Origin of the sequence: Mesorhizobium sp. M2A.F.Ca.ET.037.01.1.1 (assembly GCF_003998075.1) — a bacterium.
In the GTDB taxonomy this organism is placed as follows: domain Bacteria; phylum Pseudomonadota; class Alphaproteobacteria; order Rhizobiales; family Rhizobiaceae; genus Mesorhizobium.
In genome coordinates this window covers 1-401 of record NZ_RZSA01001860.1, presented here as the reverse complement: position 1 = coordinate 401, position 401 = coordinate 1, and the positions used below count along the sequence as shown (strand labels likewise).

At 71.1% G+C, this 401-nt stretch carries 1 protein-coding gene; it reads right to left on the bottom strand.

All coding sequences use genetic code 11. The features are described 5' to 3' along the window. Positions 1-401, bottom strand: a 401-nt coding sequence (locus EOA27_RS40190; protein ID WP_245491449.1) for a LysR substrate-binding domain-containing protein, incomplete at both ends; no start/stop codon positions are given.

Below are 401 nucleotides of genomic sequence, written 5' to 3'. Positions count from 1 at the left end.
GCCGGGTGCGCGGCGTCAGCGCGATGCCGGCATCGACCGCGGCGCGCAGGCCGGCAAGGCTGGCGCTGCCGGCGGCGATGCGGTAGCGGCGTCCGGCGGCATCGAGCGCGTTGAGCGCGGCCTCCCTGAAGCCGCAATAGGGATCGAGCAGCGCCAGCGGCACGGCTTCCTGCAGCGTCGCCAGGCCTTTTTCCGAGCAGAGCCACAACATCGGCTCGCTGACCACGGCCGTTTCATCTGGCGTCGGGACATGGCGCATGGAGATTGCGAGGTCGAGCTGGCCGGCCTGCAGCGCCGAACCGAGCTCCAGGGAGCGACCGACACGCAGCTCGATCCGCACACGCGGGTGGCTGGCGGCGAAGGCCCTTAGAAGATCCGGCAGGCCGTGGTCGGCGAAATCC